Here is a 17,867-nt window from a genome sequence, read left to right on the forward strand (position 1 = left end):
CCTCTGTCGTCACTCTAGTCACATGCGTTACACCGATGCGATTCCCATTCGTATGGCGGCGCGCGAGACGGCGCCGACACGACGGCGCCCCCGCCGCCGGTGTGGACCGGGGGTGGGGGCGCCGTAGGAGGGGGCGACGACCGAGGGGGCCGCGGGGGTCAGGTCAGTCGGGCGAAGTTCTGGGTGGAGTACAACTTCCGGCTGTCGGCGACCTCCACGCCCACACCGAGGTGGGTGTGCAACGGGTTGAGTAGGTTGAGGCGGTGCGGAAGCGAGTTCATCCACTGCTGGACGAGCGCCTCGCCCGAGGCGCCGCACCAGTTCTGCAGCACGTTCTCGCCGTAACTCTTCCAGTCCCCGTCACTCAGCGGAGATCCGTCGTAGGTGATCTCCATCAGCGTCTCGATCTGCGGGTTGTGGGTCATCTTGTCCACGCTGGCCATCTGCTCGCTCCAGTCCTGGGCGATCCGGTCCAGGCTGGCGAGGCGCGTGACGGGGTTGAGGCCGCGGGAGACGCGCTCGCGGTTGGTGTACTCGTGGATGTCCGCGATCACCTGCTCGGTCTCCGCCGGGGTCGCCTGCTCACAGGGGGCGGGCGCGCCAACGGTGAACTGGAGCGACTGGGCGGCGGTGACGGGGGCGGCCAGGGCGAGGAAGGTGGCGGCAGCGGCGGCGACGGCGCCGATGCGCCGCCTGACGATGGTTCGCATTGAGGGGATTCCTGAGGGGTTGGGGGAACGTCGGGGGAGGACATGTGACCGAGGGAAGCCACGAATCTGAGGATAAGGTCAGTTCTTCGAGATCGCCGCATTATCGACCCCCGCGACACAATTTTGTGCACCCTCAAAACTGCAGGTCAGGCGCCCAAGTTGCTGACCCGTCACACAGACGTTCGTCCAGTAAGGCGTGCGACGCCTCCGGATCGATGTTCGGGCGTGCCCCTGATCGGCCCGCATCGCCACGGGCGGTCCGGACGCCCCGGTGAGCGAAAATTCCTCTACGGCGGGGTCGGGCGACCGGATACCGGGCAGAATCAGCCCCCATGGGCCACAGTCACTCTCACCTCCTCAGTCCCCTCGCCGTCGGGCATCTCACCCTGCGCAACCGCGTGGTCATGGGGTCCATGCACACCGGGTTGGAGGACCGCTCGAAGCACCTGCCCGAGCTCACCGCCTACTTCGCCGAGAGGGCGCGCGGCGGGGCCGCCCTCATGGTCACCGGCGGGTACTCGCCCAACGTGGAGGGGTGGCTGCTGCCGGCCGGGTCGATGATGGCCTCGCGCCGGATGGCCGACAAGCACCGCGGCCTCACCGACGCCGTCCATGCCGAGGGCGCCCACATCCTCCTGCAGGTCCTCCACGCCGGCCGCTACGGATACCAGCCGTTCGTCCGCTCGGCCGCGTCGACCAAATCGCCGATCAGCATGTTCAAAGCGCGCGCCCTGAGCGCCCGGGGTGTCGAGCGGACGATCGACGACTGGGTCCGCGCCGCCCGCCTGGCCCGGCGCGCGGGGTACGACGGCATCGAGATCATGGGCTCCGAGGGCTACCTCATCAACCAGTTCCTCGCCGCCCGGACCAACGACCGCACCGACTCGTGGGGCGGCACCGCGAGCAGGCGGATGCGGCTGCCAGAGGAGATCGTGCGCCGCATCCGCGCCGAGGTGGGCCGCGACTTCCTGCTGCAGTACCGGATCAGCCTGCTCGACCTGGTCGACGGCGGCCAGTCGTGGGAGGAGACCGCCGAACTCGCGCAGCGCCTCGAGGCCGTTGGTGTCGACGTGTTCAACACCGGCATCGGCTGGCACGAGTCCCGCATCCCCACCATCGTCACCTCCGTGCCGCGGGCCGCGTTCGTCGACCTCACGGCCCGGCTCAAGCAGACCGTCGGTGTCCCGGTGATCGCGTCCAACCGCATCAACACCCCGGACATCGCGGAGCAGATCATCGCCCGCGGTCAGGCGGACCTGGTGTCCATGGCGCGGCCGCTGCTGGCGGACCCGGCGTTCGCCGCCAAGGTCGCCGAGGGGCGGGCCGACGAGATCAACATCTGCATCGCCTGCAACCAGGCCTGCCTCGACCACACCTTCGCCAACAAACGTGCCTCCTGCCTGGTCAATCCGCGCGCCGGCCGCGAAACCGAGCTCCTGCTCACCGTGGCCCCCACCCGGCGTCGGGTGGCGGTGGTCGGCGCGGGACCCGCGGGGCTGGCGTGCGCCGAGGCCGCCGCGTCCCGCGGGCTCGCGGTGGAGGTCTTCGAGGCGGAGGACGAGCTCGGCGGGCAGTTCCGCTACGCGATGCGCGTGCCGGGTAAGGAGGAGTTCGCGGCGTCGATCGCCTACTTCAGCCGGCGCCTGGACGTCCTCGGCGTGCCGGTGCACCTCGGCCGCCGCGCCCACCCGGACGATCTCGCGGGCTTCGATCACGTGGTGATCGCCACCGGGGTGCGGCCGCGCGAGATCACGGTCCCCGGCGCCGATCACCCCATGGTCATGACCTATCCCGAGCTGCTCACCGGCGCGCGTACCCCCGGCCGCCGGGTCGCGGTGATCGGCGCCGGTGGCATCGGCGTGGACGTCTCGCAGTTCCTGCTGGCGGGCGGGCCCGGGATCGCCGTCGACGGCCGCGAACCGAGCGGCCACTCCACGGATGTGGAGGCGTGGCGGCGCCACTGGGGCGTGACCGATCCGGCGCTCGAGCGCGCGGGACTGGGCACTGCCGTGCACGCCGAGCCGGCCCACGAGGTGCACCTGCTCCAGCGCAAGACCTCCCGCATCGGCCGGGGCCTGGGCAAGACCACCGGCTGGGTGCACCGCGCCGAGCTCGAGGCCGGCGGCGTGCGGAAGCACACAGGGGTGACCTACGTGAAGGTCGACGACGACGGGCTGCACATCCTCGACGCCGACGGCCGTCCGCAGCTCGTGCGCGTGGACTCGGTCGTGGTGTGTGCGGGCCAGGAATCGGTGCGCGACCTGGTGGGGGTGGCCGATCAGCTGGGCGGCGGGGTGAACGGACGGGTCCACGTGATCGGCGGCGCGGACGTGGCCGCCGAACTCGACGCGAAGCGCGCCATCAAGCAGGGCGTGGAGCTGGCAGCAACCTTGTGATCCGAGTGGGCCATTCCGTCAACGGACCCTGCGCCCTCTTGGCACAGTGGGTCGTAGGAGACAGGAGAACCCACATGAAGAAGAACTCCCTGACCGCGCTCGGGCGGAATCTGTTGGCAACCGCGCAACAGTCGACGAGTGGCCGCAGTGCGGACACGGTGTTCGGCGGCCATGAGCACGTCATGCGCCAGACGCTCATCGCGCTGACCGCCGGAACGGCCCTGACCGAGCACAACAACCCCGGGGAGGCCACCGTCTACGTCCTCCAGGGCAGGGTGTCGCTCACTGTCGAGAATGACGCGTGGAACGGCTCACCGGGGGACCTGCTCCGGATCCCCGACAGTCGGCACGGACTCGAGGCTGAAGAGGACTCGGTCGTCCTCCTGACAGTGGCAAAAATCGGGTAGCACCCATACCGGCCGGGCACACGGCGGTCAGCGGTGAGGGCCGAGGCCGGTCAGCCGCAGCGCACTTCGCGGCGGCGGTCGACGATGCTGAACGCCAACGCGCCCGCGGCCAACACCGCGATCACGCCGAGCGCCACCCGGAACGCGAGCAGCCAGTCGTCCCGTTCTTCGACGATCCAGAACAGCACGCCCGGCACCATCGCCGTGCCCACCGCGGTACCCATGCGCTGGCCCAGCGAGATGATGCTGCCGGCGACCCCACCGTATTCGGGATCCACCGCGCGCAGGGTGAGCGTCTGGTTGGGGGAGATGGTCATGCCCTGCGCGGTGCCCATCATCGCGGCGGGAACCATGAAAATCAGATAGCTCACCGCCCCGGAGTCCACCACGCCCGCGAGCAGGATGAACGTGAGCAGCGCGGTGATCGTCAGGCAGAAGCCGCCGATGACCATCCGCCGCCCGAGCTGGAGCACGAACCGCCCCGCCACCTGTGCCGAGATGGCCGCGAGCACAGAAGCGGGCAGGCTGACGAACGCGGAATCGATGGGCGCGTAACCCAGGTGGAACTGCAGGTACATCGGCATGACGATCCACAGGCTCGTGCCGCCCACGAAGTAGATCGACACGATGACCATGCCGTTGCGGAACGCGGGATCCCGGAAGATGTCCGGGTTGACCAGCGGAGGCCGCCCGATCCGCTCGTACCGCCGCTCCCACCAGACGAACGCGGCCATGAGGCCCAGCCCCACCGGCACCAGGGCCCAGTAGGCGAGGTTCCCGCCACGGGTCAGGAACGGCAGCATCAGCGACAGCACGGCCACGCCGAGCAGAACGATGCCGACCGGGTCGAGGTCCAGGCGATCCCGCCGGCCCCGGTGCCGAGGCCTCGGCAGGCCTGCGTTCACGGCGGCCGCGATCCTGGATGCGCGGCTGGCCTCGTCGTCGTATCCACTCTCACCCCCACGTGCCGCTTCACCCCTACGTGCGGCCTCATCACCCCGCGCTCCACCGTCACCCTGCGCGGCGAGCCGCGCCATGGCGCCGGCGCGCGCGGCGGACCCGCCCACGTCGGGCCCCGCCTCGCCGGGCGGGAGGCGGCGGTCGTCGGGCAACCAGCGCCACCCCAACACCAGCGCCAGCACGCCGAGCGGCACATTGACCAGGAACATCGCGCGCCAGCCGAGGTCGTCGCCGAGGACCTCGATGAGCACCCCGCCGACGAGCGGCCCGGAGGCGGTGGCGACGGAGACCGTCGTGGCCAGCGTGGCGAACGCGCGCGCCCGCGCCCCGCCGCTGAAGTACTTCTGGATGAGGCCGAACGTCTGCGGGTTGAGCATCCCCGAGCCCACACCCTGGATGAGGCGCGCCAGGTTGAGCATCTCGATCGACTGGGCGAACCCGGCGACCACCGCACCGCCCACGAACACCGCCACGCCCGCCAGGAACAGGCGCTTGCGCCCGGTCGCGTCGCCCAGCCGCCCCGACGGCACGAGCAGTAGCCCGAACGCGAGCGCGTACCCGGACACCACCCATTGCAGGCCCTGCGAATCCGAGTCCAGCGCGGTGCCGATCACCGGCAGCGCCACGTTGATCACGGACAGCGCGAGCAGCGCCATGAACATCGGGACCATCAGGGTGGTGAGGACCCGGGCGGTGCTGACCGGCCGGGTCGTCGCGGGGGTCACGGGCGCATCGGTCACTTCCGCGATGGTATCCACGGCGGACGCCCCGGGCCCGAAGGTCACGGGCGCGCAACAACCCTGTCACGACCTACCCGTGCGCCGCTGCGGTCAGTAGCGTCGGGTCATGGCTGATGTCACCCGCACCGCAGAAGTCGATCCGATCCCCTTGACCGACCTCGCCGAGCTGGGCACCGCCAGCGGCCGGGCCGTGTCGATCTTCCTGCCCACGGCCCGGGCCGGGGCAGAGGTCCGCGAGAACCCCATCCGCGCCAAGTCGCTCATCAAGGACGCCGAGACCCGACTCAAGGCGCACGGCGTGGCCCAGGAGGAGTCCGACGAGATCCTCGGCCCGCTGGTCGCCCTGTTGGAGGACGACGCGTACTGGCAGCGCCTGTCCGACGGTCTCGCGCTGTTCGCGTCGAAGGGGTTCTGGCGCGCGTACCGCCTGTCCACGGACGTCGCCGAGGCGGTCCACGTGAGCAACCGGTTCGCCGTCCGGCCGATCGTGCCGGCCGCGGTCGGTGACGGCGAGTTCCTGGTCCTCGCCGGCAGTCAGAACAAGGTCCGCCTGCTCGAGGGCACCGCCTCGACTATCCGCGAGCTCGACCTGGGCTCGATCCCGTCCTCGATCGACGACATGGCCGGCGATATCCAGCCGCCCTCGCACCAGCAGCAGCGGTTCAGCGGGGCCGCCGGCGCCGGCCCCGGGGCGAACAGGGCCGGCGGGGGGATGGTGCACAGTCACGGCACGGGCGCCGAGGTCGGGGACGTGCAGCGGGAGAAGTTCCTGCGGCAGATCGCGAAGGGACTGCAGGAGGCGCTGCGCCCCAACGATCGGCGGCCCGTCGTCCTGGCGGCGGTGACCGAGCATCTCCCGCAGTTCCGCGGGTACCTGAACTACGAACACCTGGTGGACGAGGTGGCCGCCGGCAACCCGGACGCCCTGTCGCCCGCCGAATTGCACGAGCGCGCGTGGGCGGTGGTCCGGCCGGCGATGCAACGGCAGTCCGACGCGGTCGCGGAACGCTTCGGTGACGCGATCGGCGCCGGTCGCGCACTGGCCGGTGGCGGGTCGGACATCCTGCACGCCGCCCGCGAGGGACGCGTCGAGACGCTGCTGCTCACCCGTCGCCGCTGCACCGCCGAGCACGGCCCCGACGATCTGGACACCGCGGTCGGTCAGGTCCTGGCCACGTCCGGATCGGTGGTCGTGGTGGACTCCCTGCCGAAGGACGTGGCGGAGGGCGCGATCCTCCGATTCTGACCCCCGACGCCGGCCCCCGACGCCGACGTGGGTGCGGGCGGCGCGTGACGGCGCGCTGCCCGCACCCGCTGGCGTCTCGTGCACAGCTCCCGCTCAACTCGGATGTGTAGCGTCGCGGCTTCACGCACACGTCAACGTCAGGAGATCGAGTGCGCACACGAACGTGGAGGTCGGCGGTCGCCGCCGCAGGACTCGTACTGGTGGTCGCGGGGTGCGGCGCCGGGGGCGACGACGACGAGGGCGGCGCCGCGGAGACGCAGGCAGCGGCCGGACAGTCCGAACAGGCGACCGAGCCCGGGCAGGAGGGCGAGCAGTCCGCGGACGGGCCCGACACCTCCGACATCCCCGACCCGGTGGCCGAGGTGAACGGCACCGAGATCTCACGCGACGAGTTCCTGTCGGTGTTCGAGAACCAGTACCAGCAGATGAGCATGCAGGCCCAGATGTCCGGCCAGCCCGTCGACGAGGCCCAGCTCAAGGAGCTGACCACCGACGGGTTGATCGGCACCGAACTGCTCACGCAGGAGGCCGGCACTCGGGGGATCGAGGTTTCCGATGAGGAGATCCAGGCCGAGTTGGCCGTGTTCGCCGAGCGCAACCAGGTCAGCACCGACGAGTTCGTCGAGGCGATGGGCGGGCAGGGCCTGGACCGCGACGCCGTGCTGGACCAGATCGACAAGCAGTTGCGCGTCCAGAAGCTGATCATCGACGAGTACGGGGAGTTCGAGGCGACCGACGCCGAGGTGCAGGCCGCCTACGAGCAGGTCGCGCAGCAGCAGGCGATGTCCGGCGGCGGCGCGGCCGGCGGTGGCGGGCTGCCGCCGCTGGAGCAGGTCCGCGGCCAGGTCGAGGAGCAGGTGCGGGCCGAGAAGGAGGCCGGCGCGATGGAGGAGCTGTCGCAGAAGCTCCGCGCGGATGCGGACGTGACCGTCCACATCTAGGGGGCCCGCCGCGGTGACGTCGCCGCCACGGTCACGGCGACTGCGCGGCGGTTCTGTCTATACGGTGACGTCGGTGTGCGGCAGCTGCTGCGCCACCCACGGGAACACGACCTCCATGAGCAGCAGGAACACGGCCGTCAGCAGGATGAGGACGAGCGCGACCTTGACCGGCCGCGGGCCGGGCAGGGATCGCCACAGGTAGGCGTACATCGGCTCATTCCTCCAGGGCGGCCGGGCGGCCGTCGGTCTTCGCGGTGGTCTCCACGAGGGCGGCGTGCACGATGAGCCGCTCGGCGTTGCTGTACATCGGGTGGCAGGTGGTCAGGGTGAGCAGGCGCTCGGGGGCCTCGGTCGCGTCGTCCGCGGGCGCGCCCGCCACGCCGGGGACCGGGGCGATCACCTCGACCGCGTCGGGGGTCGTGATGTGCCGGCCCGGGACGTGGGCGTAGTCGCCGACGGCGACGCGGTCGGCCTGCTGCGGGGTGAGGCACTCGCGCGCGGCTGCGAGCCGATCCGCGCCGCCGGGCTCCACCGGCAGGAGCCGGTAGGTCTGCCACTGTGTCTCGGTCTCGATGACGATCGCATCGCACGAGTCCAGCCGGTCGAGGTGCTCGAAGACGGCGCCGGAGCCGTTGCGGTGGCCCGCGAGCGCGGCGTTGCCCGGCTCGCCGGGCAGCTGGGTTCCGGGGTAGTGGCCCGGCCCGGTGCGCAGGTCCTCGGCGCGCGTCCCCTCCACCACCGCGTAGACCGCGTCTGGGCCGAGCGTCGGCAGGTGGATCCGGGCGAAGGGGTCGCCGAGCGTCGGCACGGGCGGCGGGACCGGGTCGCGGGCGGGCCGACCGGCTGCGCCGGGGCCGCTCGCGCCGGGGCCGGGACCGTCGCCCCACTTCTCCTCGAGCCCGGCGGCGGCCTCAGCTTGCAGTCGCCCGGAGGCGAGGTTCGTCCAGAACGCCTCGTAGAACACGTACAGCAGGAGGACCGCACCCACGGTGAGCAGCAGTTCGCCGAGGATCTGGCCGACGCCCGGTGCGCGGCGGGGCTCGGCGGGTGCCCGGCGGGGCTCGCTGGGCGCGCGGCGGGAGTCGCCGGCTGCGCTGCGGGCCGGTGTGCGCGACGGGGCGGGGGGTCGGCTCATCTGCTCGACCACCCCGGTGCATGCCCGTGCCTCGGCGCCACGCTGGAATGGTCTCACGACGGGATCCGGGGACACCGCGGCCCCGGCGGTGATGGAATCAACCCCATGCGCTCGATGAGACGGAAGCCCCCGGCGGCGACGGTCCGGGTTGCCCGGAGGGTCTCGGCCGCCCGGGCGGTCTCGGCTGCGGCGTTGGTCGTCGGCCTCGGCACCGGCGCGGTCCTGCTGCCCGCGTCTGCCACCGCGCAAGCACCGTCGGCGCCCGCCGTCGCCGCGCCGCAGGCGGCCTCCCCGCCCGGGCTCGGCCCCGCGGGCACGGCCACGGTCCACGGTGACGCGGCCTCGACCGACACCCTGCCCGGCCGCGGTCCCGGCACGAACCCGGCAGTCGCGTCAGCACTCACCGGAGCCACCTGCTCGACCGTCTTCGTCGGCACCGACGGCCTCCCGGTCGCCCTGTGCACCTCGTACGTCGGACTCGCCCCGCCCACCCCGCTCGCGCCGACGGTCAAGTTGTTCCACCCCGACACCGCGGCAGTCCTGGCGGAGGTGCAGTTGGCCAAGGGGGCGCTGCTCGGCGGGGTCTACGGATACCTCGACGAGCAGGACCGGGTGGTGGTCGCGGACGGCAACCGCAGGCTGTTGGCCGTCGGGCACGAGCGCACGGACGCCGGCCCGTGGCGCATGACGGTCGACGTCCTGGCCGATCTCTCCCGGGCCGTCCCGGCCGGTGACGCGGTCACCGGCCTCATGCCCGCCTTCGACGGGCGGGTGTGGTTCGCCACCTCCGGCGGGGTGGTGGGGACCGTGCGGCCCGGGGGCGACGACGACGAGCTCCGCAGTCTCGCCCTGCCGGCAGGGGAGAAGATCTCCAACGGGCTGACGGTCCGGCCCGGCGGCGCATCGGTGATCACCACCCGCGCCCTCTACGAGATCGACAGCTCCGAGGACGGGACGCCGAGCGTGCGCTGGCGGCGCGGCTACGAGGTGGGGCAGGCGCGGAAACCGGGCCTGCTCGCCCACGGGTCGGGGACCACGCCCACCTACTTCGGGCCCGGCGACTCGCTCGTGGCTATCACCGACGACGCCGAGCACCCCGAGCTGATCGTCCTGCGCCGCGACGACGGGTCGCAGCTGTGCCGGATGCCCGCGTTCGCCACGACCTTGCGGCCCGACTCGGCCGCCACCGACGGGGTCCTCATCGACGGGCCCTCGGCCACCGAGAACTCGATCATCGCGACCGGAAACGCGCTGGTGCTGGTCAACACGTACGGGTTCGAATACCCGCCGTTCGCCGTCGACGGTCCCGCGGTGCCCCCGTCGGCGCCGTACACGGGCGGGATGACCCGAATCGACGTGCGATCCGACGGGGCCGGGGGACCGGACGGCGTCGGCGTCGGCGCCGGAGACGACGCGTGCTCGCGCGCGTGGACCTCGCTGTCCCGGACGGCGTCGCTGCCGAAGCTCACCACCGGCGACGGGCAGATCCACGCGCTGGCCTACGGCCCGCCCCGAGTGTTGTCCGCGCCCGGCTCCGCGACCGACCCGGGGCTCGCCTCGGCGCTCGATCAGGGTCTGGCGCAGAAGTTCGGGCCCGTCGACGTGACCTCGACCGATGTGGAGACCGGCCGCGAGGTGGCCCGCAGCTTCCTCGGCCACGCCCCGCTGGACGAACCGATGGAGCTCACCGGCACCATCGCCTCCCGCGGCGACGCGCCCGGCGTGATGTGGCAACCCACCCTCACGCGCATGCTCCGCATCGGCCCCGCCTGACGCCGATCGCGCGACCGCTGCAACGCACGCCCGCCCACCCSCCCMCCCSCGCACCCGCGGAGCCGCGCACCCGCGCACCCGCGCACCCGCCGACAAGCCGACCCTGCCGCCGACAAGCCGACCCTGCCGCCGACAAGAGGAAAACGCGCGGCCGCTCTCGGGCGATACACGCGAAATCCTCTTGTCGGCGGGTGGGGGCAGGCGGTGGGTGGGTCAGGCGGCGGGGGTCAGTCGGCGGGGCGGACGACCGCGACCGCGCACGGCGCTGTCTGGAGCAGGCGGCGGCTGACCGACCCGAGCAGCAATCCGGCGAATCCGCCGTGGCCACGCGAGCCGGTGACCAGCAGTGACGCCCCCGTGGCCTCGTCAGCGACCGTGACGGCGGGCTCGCCGACGACGAGGATGAGCTCGACGCTGACCTCCGGGTGGCGGGCCTCGTGCGGGGCGAGGGAGTCGAGGATGTCCTTCTCGTCCTCGGCGAGCACGCTCTCGGCCAGCTGATCGAGGTCGAACAGTGACGTGCCCGGCAATCTGGGCACCTCCACCGAGTGCACGGCGCGCAGGGTGACACCCCGGCGCTCGGCCTCGGCGAACGCGAACGCCACGGCGGGGTCACTCGCCGCCGAACCGTCGGCGGCCAGGACGACCGGGCCCCCGGTGGGGCTCTCGGGCGTCCGCGGGGTGATGACGAGGACCGGGCAGGTCGCGTGCTCGACGACGCCGGCGGAGGTCGACCCCATCGCGAAGTCCTCGCGCGCGGTGAGGCCGCGGCTGCCCACGACGATCGCCGAGGCGTCGCGGCCGACCCCGACCAGCGCGCTGACGGGACTGTCCGCGATCACCCGGTGGGTGGTCGGCACGTCGGCGGTGAGGTCGGCGAGCTGGTCGCGCATCGCGCCCTCGACGTTCGCGCGGGCGGTCTCGTCGAACGCCACGACGCGGCCCACCGCCCGGTCGGCGGAGATCACCTCGAGTGACGTGCCGTGGTCGCGGGCCCAGGCGGCCGCCCAGGCCACGGCTCTGCGGGCGTCACGCGAACCGTCGTACCCGCACACGACCGGTCCGGTGGTGGTCTCCGACATGGGTTCCTCCTGGAGGTTCGGGGGCACGGCGTCAGGGCCGCCGCGGTGCGGTGACGGCGATCCGGGGTCGGGGGTCCTGGTGCAGGATCCAGCCTAGTCGCAGCCCGTCGACGGTCGCCCGTGCTTCGCGGACCCCGGAGGCGTGCCGGGTCGGCCGGAGGGATTCCTAGATCAGAACCCGTCTTTTTCTGGACCTGTTCCAGAAAGTGGGCTAGGGTGATGCCCATGACGACAGCAACCGAGGACCAGGGGGCAGCGCTCCGCGACGCCGGGTTGAGGGTCACCTCGCCGCGGCTGGCGGTCCTCGCCGTCGTCGCCGGTCGTCCCCACATCGCGGCGGAGGACGTCGCGACTCTCGTCAGGGAACGGCTGGGCGCGGTGTCCACGCAGACCGTCTACGACGCGCTGCGCGTGTGCACCGACGTCGGCCTCATGCGCCGCATCGAACCCGCCGGCTCCCCGGCGCTGTACGAGCGTCGGACGGGGGACAACCACCACCACCTCGTGTGCCGGAAGTGTGGGCGCATCGAGGACGTCGAATGCGCGGTCGGACACGCCCCCTGCCTCACCGCCGACCGGGACCACGGCTTCGAGATCGATGAAGCAGAGGTCAACTACTGGGGAACTTGCCCCGAATGCCGGGCAGGGCAGGCCTCGCGTGTCTGATACTGAGGCCTGGACCACACCACTACTCCGCACCTTCTACTCCACACCCCATCTCGAGGAGCAACTGACGTGACCATTCATCCCGCAGACCGCGGCGTGCGCGACTTCCAGCCGAACTCCCACACCACCACCGACAGTGGCCAGCCCGTCCCGCACGACGAGTTCAGCGCCCAGGTCGGCCCGCAGGGTCCGCAGCCGATCCACGACTTCCACCTCATCGAGAAGCTCGCCCACTTCAACCGGGAGAACGTCCCGGAGCGCCTGCCCCACGCCAAGGGCTCGGGCGCGTTCGGCGAGTTCGAGACCACCGAGGACATCTCGGACATCACCTGTGCCGGCCTGTTCCAGAAGGGCGTCAAGACCCCGATGCTCGCCCGCTTCTCCACCGTCGCCGGTGAGAAGGGCAGCCCGGACACCTGGCGCGACCCGCGTGGCTTCGCCCTGAAGTTCTACACCGAAGAGGGCAACTACGACATGGTCGGCAACAACACGCCGATCTTCTTCATCCGCGATGCGATGAAGTTCCCGGACTTCATCCACTCGCAGCGCCGCAAGAACGCCTCCGGCCTGCGCAACCACGCCATGCAGTGGGACTTCTGGACCCTGAGCCCCGAGTCCACCCACCAGGTGACCTGGCTCATGGGCGACCGCGGCATCCCCAAGACCTGGCGCCACATGGACGGGTTCGGCTCGCACACCTACCAGTTCATCAACGCCGCCGGCGTCCGCCACTGGGTCAAGTTCCACTTCAAGACCAACCAGGGCATCGACTTCCTCACGCAGGCCGAGGCCGACAAGTTGGCCGGCGAGAACGCTGACTACCACCGTCAGGACCTGTTCGAGTCCATCAAGAACGGTGACTTCCCGTCCTGGGACCTTCACGTCCAGGTCATGCCGGTCGACGAGGCGGACGGGTACAAGTACAACCCCTTCGACCTCACCAAGACGTGGTCGCAGAAGGACTACCCGCTGCGCAAGGTCGGCACCATGACGCTGAACCGCAACCCGCAGAACCACCACGCGCAGATCGAGCAGGCCGCGTTCGCGCCGACCAACATCGTCAAGGGCATCGGCTTCTCGCCCGACAAGATGCTGCTCGGCCGCGTCTTCGCCTACCCGGACATCCAGCGCTACCGCATCGGCGCCAACTACCAGCAGGTGCCGGTCAACCGTCCGCTGTCTCCGGTGAACTCCTACTCCAAGGAGGGCGCCATGCAGTACGAGTACCCGCACCCCGCGCAGGCCGAGTACCACCCCAACTCGCTGGGTGGTCCGACCGCCGACGCGTCCAAGGCGTTCGACATCGGCGCCTGGGACACCAAGGGCTCGGACATCCACCGCGGCGACGTGAGCCCGCACGCCGAGGACACCGACTCGGTCCAGGCCTCAATCCTGTACCGCGAGGTCCTCGACGACGCCGCCCGCGAGCGGCTGGCGGCCAACATCGCCGGTCACGTCTCGGCGATCGACCCGTCGGAGACCGAGCTGCTCGACCGCGTCTATGCCTACTGGGCCGCCGTCGACCAGGGCCTCTGCGAGGCCGTCAAGGCGGGCGTCGAGGCGAGCCCCCGCGGCAACCACACGCTGCAGGAGTGACACCCCGGTAGCAGGCCAGTAGCAGGCCGACATCCGCTACTCCCCCTACGGATCCGCTACTCCGATTGGACTAGCGAATCCGGGGGCGGGGTAGCGGATTTCGTTGTGTCGTCGTCGGTCAGCCGGCCCGGGCCACCGCCAGCGCGTCGTGATCCGCGATGGCGCGGCACGCCCGCCGCATCAGCAGGGCGAACATCTCGTCACCCCGATCCGTCCGGGTGCCGTACATCCAGCCGAAGATCCCCAGCACCGGCGTCTGCAGCAGGCCGTAGACGTAGTCGTCCCAACAGGCGTCGGCGGAGTAGTCGGTGACACCGTGACCCAGCAGGGCCCGGTGGTAGTCCGCCACGATGTCGCGCTCGGCGGCCCGCCGGTCGTCCACGGTGAGGCTCGAACCGAGGAATCCGCCCAGGTCACGCCCGGGCAGGCCCACCGCGAGCGTCTGCCAGTCGCAGGCCAGCGAGGGACGGTTCCCGGCCGGGTCCACCAGCATGTTGTCGGCCCGGTAGTCGGCGTGCAGGAGCGCGAACCGCTCGGCCCGCCCGTTGGCCCACCGGGCGATCAGCGGGGCGATCTCCGCCATGATGCGGCGCTCGTCGTCGTCGAGTCTTCCCCCGAGTTCGGAGAGGAACGCCTCCAGCGCCGGCCCGCCGAGCTCCTGGAGAGTGACGTTGTCCTCGACCGTCGGCGCCGCGAGGCCCTCGATGCTCCGGAGCGTGGGGTCGCACCAGCGCGGGCCGTGGAGTCCCGCGAGGTTGACGGCGCAGTCGCGGGCCTGGTCGATCGTCAGCCCGGCGAGCTGGTCGCCCTGGACGAGCGGGGTGACGTCGTCGAGGATGAGCGTGAACTCGCCCTCCCGCTCGCCGAGTGCGGCGAACCGGACCCGCGGGACCCGCACGGCCACGGTCGGCGCGAGGTCACGATAGAACAGCACCTCGGTCCGGTACACGCCGTGCAACAGCGGCCGCATGCCCTCGTCGGGGTTCGGCAGTTTCACGAACAGCGTCGGCGGGAGCCCGTCGCCGTCGACGTGGGCGAGCAGGCCGCATCCGATCTGACCGGTGCCGACCAGCTCCGTCCGCACCGACCGGACCTCGGTGCCCAGGGCCTGCGACAGCCACGGCGCGGTGACCTCCTCCGGCGTACAGACCACCTGCGGGTTCGACGCGACACTAGTCATGACGGGAGATCCTTCCGGGATTGGGCTCGAGGTGGGCGAAGCGGTCGGGGTCCCGGCGCCCGCGCCACTCGGTGAGCACCGGGGCGAGCTCGTCGGGAGTGGCACCGTGCAGGACCACCGAGTCGGCGCCGAGCGCGAGCTGACCCTCGATCCGGTCGGCGCACTGCGCGGCGCTGCCGACGGCGGCCGTGGCGAGCCACTCGTCGGGCAGGACCTCGCGGGCGTGGCGCAGGAGGTCGAGATCGTCGGTGGCGTCGAGCGCGCCGGAATGGGAGGACAGTCGCTCGTCCGAGCGGAACGCCTCGAGCCCCGCCGGGTCCCACCCGTTCACCCGCACCAGGACCTCGCCGTAGCCGGTGAGGTAGGTGGCCAGTCGCCCGACGAGCTTGCGCAACCGCGCCGTCTCGTCCAGCGAGTGCTCGATGGTCGCCATCACCGACCAGATCCGCACGCCCGCGGGGTCGCGGCCGGCCTGCTCCGCGGACTCCCGGACCAGGCGGACGCAGCGCTGCACCGCCGCATCCGACATGAAGGTGTGGAGCACGACGCCGTCGGCGATCCGCCCAGCCAGCCGCAGCTGGTTGTCGCCCATCGCCATCATCAGCACCGGGATGTCCTCGTCGAACGACGCGTCCTGCATCAGGTACGGGTAGCTGCCGGCCGGGCCGTCGTGACCGATGACGGCCTCACCGCCCCACAGCGTGCGGTAGATGCCGATCGCGTCCTCGAGCTGCGCCGACGTCACGTGCGGTAGACCCATGATGTCGAAGAGCAGGGGGATGCCCCGGCCCAGGCCGAAGGCGTAGCGTCCGCCGGACATCCGGTGCAGGGTCGTCGCCATGGTCGCGGTGACCAGCGGGTGGCGGGTGTTGTGGTTGGTCGCGGCGGTGCCCACTCCGATCCGGGTGGTCGCCGCGACCGCCGCGCCCGCCATCACCGCGGCGTCCTTGAGTGCGAACCTCTCGGACAGCAGGATCGATCCCAGGCCCAGTTCCTCGGCCCGCGCGGCCTCGGCGATGAGATCCGCCGGGGAGGCGCTGTGTCCGGCCAGCCCGTAGCAGGCGAGCTCGGGCATGAGGGCGGGGGGAGCGGCAGGCGGTCGGGCGGCGGCTTCGTCGGCCATGGGCACCTTCGGGGCGAGGGACTCCGGACGGGCCGGATGTGACATGTGTCACCCTAGCGCCACGTGGTGTCCGGCAGCGGCGGTTCCCTCGCTCCGCCGGCTCGGTCGCCCTACGGTGTCGCGGGTCGGCGACGCAGCGCAGCGCACCGCAGCGCGCCGGGGAGTTCCGCCTACAGGCCCAGGACCGCCCGCGCGATGAGGAAGTAGACGATCAACCCGGTGGCGTCGACGAACGTCGTGATGAACGGGTTGGAGAAGACGGCCGGGTCGGCGCGGACGGCCTGCGCGAGGAGCGGCATCAGACCGCCCACGGTCGCCGCGACGGTGCACAACACCAGCAGCGTCAACCCGATCACGAGTCCCAGATCGGTGCCGTAGATCAGTCCCGCGGCCAGCGCCCCGACCCCGCCGAGGACCAGACCCAGCGTGAACCCCGTCCGCACCTCCTGGGCCAGTACGCGCAGCCCATCCCGGGGACGCACGTCCCCCAGCGCGAGCGCGCGGGTCACCGTGGTGGCCGCCTGGTTTCCGGTGTTGCCGCCGGTGCCGATGATGAGCGGCACGAACAGTGACAGTGCCACCACCTGCTCGATCGTCCCCTCGAACACCTCGAGCACCTGGACGGTGAGCGCGGCGCCGAGGGCGAGGACCAGCAGCCACACCACGCGCGACCGCACCAGCGATCGCACCGGGGTCGCGAGGTAGGGCGCGCGCAGCGGTTCCGCACCACCGGCGCGCGCGGTGTCCTCGGTCTCGGCGTCCTCGAGGATCCGCAGGGCGTCGTCGAACGTGAGGATCCCGACCAGCCGGCCCTCGTCGTCGACGACCGGCATCACGATGAGGCGCTCCTCCGCTGACCTTCGCGCGGCGGTCTCGGCGGATTCGCGTGCCCGCGCGGTGATCGCGTCGTTCATCAGGTCGCGGACCGGTGTCCCCGGCTCGGCGCGCATGATCGCGCGCAGGCCCACGATCCCCACCAGGCGACGCTGGTCGTCGGTCACCGGGATGCCGTAGATCGTCTCGGCCTCGTCGATCCGCTGGCGCACACGGTCGAGGGTCTCGCCGGCGGTGACGTCGGGGTGGGTGGAGATGAACTCCGGGCTCATCCGCCGACCGACCGAGCCGACCGGGTAGTCGAGCACCGCTGCGGTGAGGGCCTGCTCGTCGTGGTCGAGTTCCCGCATGAGCCGGGTGGCCACGCGCGCCGGGAGTTCGTCGATCAGCCCGGCCCGGTCGTCGGGGTCGAGGTCGGTGAAGATCTGGCTGACGCGGTCCGTGTGCAGGGCGCGGATCAGCTCGGACTGCAGCGGCGGGTCGAGGGCCTCGAAGACCACCAGCGCGGTGCTCTTGGACAGCAACCGGAACAGCACGGCCCGGTCCTTGGCGCCGCTGCGCTCGAGGACGTCGACGATCAGCCAGGGCGGCATCTCCTCGACCATGTCGGAGGCCGTGCGCAGGTCACCGCTGTCGATCAGGGAATCGATCCGTCGGGCGGCGTCGGCCGGATCACGCAGGGTCTGGTCCCGGCCGTCGCGCGCGTCACCCGGCCCGGTCATGTCCCGGTCTCCTCGGCGATGTCGTCATACGCGGTCAACGGGTCGAGTCTGCCGTCTGCCCGGTAGGCGGCGCGGGCGAGCGTCATGGAGGCGACCGTCGTCACCACCACCGTCGCTCCCAGGGCCACCAACGCCATGAGCAGCTGCGCCCAGGAGAACCCGGATCTCAGCTCGTGCCCGTAGGCCGAGAAGATGAACAGCATCATCCCCAGGCCGGTCGCCACGGACAGGATGTTGATCCGGGTCAGCGCGTCGCCGGCCCGGGACATCGTCACAGCGGCCACCAGGAAGCACAGCGACCCGAGCAGCGCCAGTACACCGATCACCAGGTCCGCGATCATCGAGCCCTCCATCCC

General features: G+C 71.5%; 16 protein-coding genes. 7 read left to right on the forward strand and 9 right to left on the reverse strand.

The genetic code is table 11. The annotated features are described in order from the left end of the window. Nucleotides 1-158 precede the first annotated feature (158 nt). The gene (locus G6R20_RS01620) at nt 159-710 is read right to left on the reverse strand and encodes a CAP domain-containing protein (RefSeq protein WP_067716204.1); all 552 of its coding nucleotides are present in this window, start codon (nt 708-710) and stop codon (nt 159-161) included. A gap of 332 nt (nt 711-1,042) precedes the next feature. Here G6R20_RS01620 and G6R20_RS01625 point away from each other — a divergent pair, with 332 nt between their 5' ends. Next, nucleotides 1,043-3,106 (forward strand): NADPH-dependent 2,4-dienoyl-CoA reductase, encoded by a 2,064-nt coding sequence (locus G6R20_RS01625; protein ID WP_163375408.1) that lies wholly within the window; start codon nt 1,043-1,045, stop codon nt 3,104-3,106. A gap of 74 nt (nt 3,107-3,180) precedes the next feature. Continuing rightward, on the forward strand, nt 3,181-3,513 hold the full coding sequence (locus tag G6R20_RS01630) for a cupin domain-containing protein (protein WP_067716210.1): 333 nt from the start codon (nt 3,181-3,183) through the stop codon (nt 3,511-3,513). A 50-nt stretch (nt 3,514-3,563) separates the two neighbouring features. Here G6R20_RS01630 and G6R20_RS01635 read toward each other — a convergent pair whose 3' ends face one another. Beyond that, nucleotides 3,564-5,213: an MFS transporter gene (locus tag G6R20_RS01635; RefSeq protein WP_067716266.1), complete on the reverse strand. Its 1,650-nt coding sequence runs from the start codon at nt 5,211-5,213 to the stop codon at nt 3,564-3,566. Nucleotides 5,214-5,319: 106 nt separating this feature from the next. Here G6R20_RS01635 and G6R20_RS01640 point away from each other — a divergent pair, with 106 nt between their 5' ends. Both G6R20_RS01640 and G6R20_RS01645 read left to right on the forward strand, forming a co-directional pair. After that, a complete protein-coding gene (locus G6R20_RS01640; RefSeq protein ID WP_163375409.1) occupies nt 5,320-6,459 on the forward strand; it encodes a hypothetical protein in 1,140 nt (379 codons plus the stop codon). A 149-nt stretch (nt 6,460-6,608) separates the two neighbouring features. Next, nucleotides 6,609-7,400, forward strand: a complete 792-nt coding sequence (locus tag G6R20_RS01645) for a SurA N-terminal domain-containing protein (RefSeq protein ID WP_240341226.1) — start codon at nt 6,609-6,611, stop codon at nt 7,398-7,400. A 57-nt stretch (nt 7,401-7,457) separates the two neighbouring features. On the opposite strand, the gene G6R20_RS18440 is transcribed toward G6R20_RS01645, so the two are convergent. Together G6R20_RS18440 and G6R20_RS01650 are read right to left on the reverse strand one after the other, a co-directional pair. Continuing rightward, the gene (locus tag G6R20_RS18440; protein WP_172812140.1) at nt 7,458-7,610 is read right to left on the reverse strand and encodes a hypothetical protein; all 153 of its coding nucleotides are present in this window, start codon (nt 7,608-7,610) and stop codon (nt 7,458-7,460) included. A 4-nt stretch (nt 7,611-7,614) separates the two neighbouring features. After that, nucleotides 7,615-8,535: a class E sortase gene (locus G6R20_RS01650; protein WP_163375410.1), complete on the reverse strand. Its 921-nt coding sequence runs from the start codon at nt 8,533-8,535 to the stop codon at nt 7,615-7,617. Between the two features lie 114 nt (nt 8,536-8,649). Here G6R20_RS01650 and G6R20_RS01655 point away from each other — a divergent pair, with 114 nt between their 5' ends. After that, a complete protein-coding gene (locus G6R20_RS01655; protein ID WP_240341227.1) occupies nt 8,650-10,308 on the forward strand; it encodes a hypothetical protein in 1,659 nt (552 codons plus the stop codon). A 227-nt stretch (nt 10,309-10,535) separates the two neighbouring features. Here the strand turns inward: G6R20_RS01655 and G6R20_RS01660 are convergent, their stop codons facing one another. Further along, nucleotides 10,536-11,390 carry a universal stress protein gene (locus tag G6R20_RS01660; RefSeq protein WP_067716215.1) on the reverse strand — a complete coding sequence of 285 codons (855 nt, stop codon included), beginning with the start codon at nt 11,388-11,390 and terminating at the stop codon, nt 10,536-10,538. 225 nt (nt 11,391-11,615) lie between these two features. On the opposite strand from G6R20_RS01660, the gene G6R20_RS01665 reads away from it, so the two are divergent. Together G6R20_RS01665 and G6R20_RS01670 are read left to right on the forward strand one after the other, a co-directional pair. Further along, nucleotides 11,616-12,056, forward strand: coding sequence for a Fur family transcriptional regulator (locus G6R20_RS01665; protein WP_069390346.1), 441 nt, complete (start codon nt 11,616-11,618; stop codon nt 12,054-12,056). A gap of 69 nt (nt 12,057-12,125) precedes the next feature. Further along, complete coding sequence (locus G6R20_RS01670) at nt 12,126-13,652, forward strand: catalase (RefSeq protein WP_082923904.1); 1,527 nt, start codon at nt 12,126-12,128, stop codon at nt 13,650-13,652. A gap of 118 nt (nt 13,653-13,770) precedes the next feature. Here the strand turns inward: G6R20_RS01670 and G6R20_RS01675 are convergent, their stop codons facing one another. The 4 genes from G6R20_RS01675 to G6R20_RS01690 all read right to left on the reverse strand — a co-directional run bounded on the left by G6R20_RS01675 (nt 13,771) and on the right by G6R20_RS01690 (nt 17,864). Then, a complete protein-coding gene (locus G6R20_RS01675) occupies nt 13,771-14,832 on the reverse strand; it encodes a phosphotransferase (protein ID WP_069390347.1) in 1,062 nt (353 codons plus the stop codon). Beyond that, on the reverse strand, nt 14,825-15,955 hold the full coding sequence (locus tag G6R20_RS01680) for a TIGR03857 family LLM class F420-dependent oxidoreductase (RefSeq protein ID WP_163375411.1): 1,131 nt from the start codon (nt 15,953-15,955) through the stop codon (nt 14,825-14,827). The genes G6R20_RS01675 and G6R20_RS01680 overlap by 8 nt, the downstream gene beginning before the upstream one ends. Before the next feature lie 170 nt (nt 15,956-16,125). Continuing rightward, nucleotides 16,126-17,511: a magnesium transporter gene (gene mgtE / locus G6R20_RS01685; protein ID WP_163375412.1), complete on the reverse strand. Its 1,386-nt coding sequence runs from the start codon at nt 17,509-17,511 to the stop codon at nt 16,126-16,128. Continuing rightward, the gene (locus tag G6R20_RS01690; RefSeq protein ID WP_067716225.1) at nt 17,508-17,864 is read right to left on the reverse strand and encodes a monovalent cation/H(+) antiporter subunit G; all 357 of its coding nucleotides are present in this window, start codon (nt 17,862-17,864) and stop codon (nt 17,508-17,510) included. The genes mgtE and G6R20_RS01690 overlap by 4 nt, the downstream gene beginning before the upstream one ends. Nucleotides 17,865-17,867: the final 3 nt, after the last annotated feature.

Source organism: Dietzia sp. Alg238-R159 (genome assembly GCF_900537145.1).
GTDB classification, from domain to species: Bacteria; Actinomycetota; Actinomycetes; order Mycobacteriales; family Mycobacteriaceae; genus Dietzia; species Dietzia kunjamensis.